The organism is Thioalkalivibrio sp. ALE23 (assembly GCF_000378545.1).
GTDB lineage: Bacteria > Pseudomonadota > Gammaproteobacteria > Ectothiorhodospirales > Ectothiorhodospiraceae > Thioalkalivibrio.
The window spans coordinates 1-1,218 of record NZ_KB900087.1 but is presented as its reverse complement, the minus strand read 5'-3'; the positions used below and the strand labels follow the sequence as shown (position 1 = coordinate 1,218).

The window sequence follows — 1,218 nt, the reverse complement described above, 5'->3', positions numbered from 1 at the left end:
CGAACACGGGGAGTTCGGTTCAGCCGTGGCCGGGGCTTCGCACCTCAGCGGGTCTTGGCCGCACATCATGCTTCACGTCGGCAAGAAGCGGGCGGGGCGTGTGCTCGGCGGCCGGCACTGGGACGAAGTGCCGACGTCGCCCTGCGAGGTTCGAGAGGCGCCGGCATGAATCACGACGAACTCACCGCGCTGGCGGTCAAATGGCTGCGTCGGCCGCGAAACCGAGATCGAGCTGAAACGCGAAAACCGGCGCCTGGAAGCTAGGCTGAACCGCGTGTCGAAATCGCCGTCCTAGCGATCCGGCCGTGCTCCGGAACCTGTAAAACGAGACAAGGCGCTTCTCGACGGTATGCTGATGTTCGGATTACCGGCGGCAACCGGTTCAGCCGCATGGAGAAATCGACATGAATTGGGACTTGTTTGCTTTCGTAGCTATTTGCATCTTGTTCGGTGTAGTGGTGACCCTGCTGATTTCCGATGATGACGATGGCTTGCCTATTATGCGCACGGGGCTCGTGCTCACCATCATTTTTTGGTTCGCTGTGTATTGGTTATCCAACCAGGAGATCGGCCAGGACCGCTATGCGGTGCTTTTCTCCATTGCCGACGAAAGCGAAGAAATTCATGATCGCGTCCGATCGCTGTTCGAGACGGGCTGCTGGAAACAAGAAGATTGCATCGCTCGCTGGGAATACCAAAAGATCATGGACGACATCGTTGAAGAACAAGAAGAAGAGAGTATGGGGCAAGCAAAAAGTCGGCTCATGGAATCCGTCCGTGGCGAGAACGAACATGAGTGAGGACGTTCCTGCTTGATGGTCGTAGGGCGGCCCCCGAACAGGTGTTCCCCTCGAAACCGGCGCCTGGGAGCAAGATTGAACTGGACGCCGCGCTTGCCGCCCTCGCGTTTCGATCGTGCCCCAGTTCCCGAGAATTCGACAAGGCGGTTCTTGATGGCATACTGGGAACCGAATCAACGGCGAACCGTCCGTGCCTCTCCCGGACGGCGGATCACCGGCCCGCAGCCGGCGAGGACTCGAGAATGGCAAAGCGCAAGATCGAAGTCGGATCCCAGCTGATCTATCACACCATCGTTTCTCAGGCCGGGTCTTTCGACAAGGCACTGCTCGAATTCGTCATGAATTCAGTGGATGCCGAGGCCGCTTCCATGTCCATTGAAATGGATACGAATGGATTCCGTGTAACGGATGATGGGAA

General features: G+C 57.7%; 1 protein-coding gene. It reads left to right on the top strand.

The features are described 5' to 3' along the window. Window positions 1–404: 404 nt before the first annotated feature. A complete protein-coding gene (locus tag F573_RS0114055) occupies window positions 405–800 on the top strand; it encodes a hypothetical protein (RefSeq protein WP_019023117.1) in 396 nt (131 codons plus the stop codon). Window positions 801–1,218 lie beyond the last annotated feature (418 nt).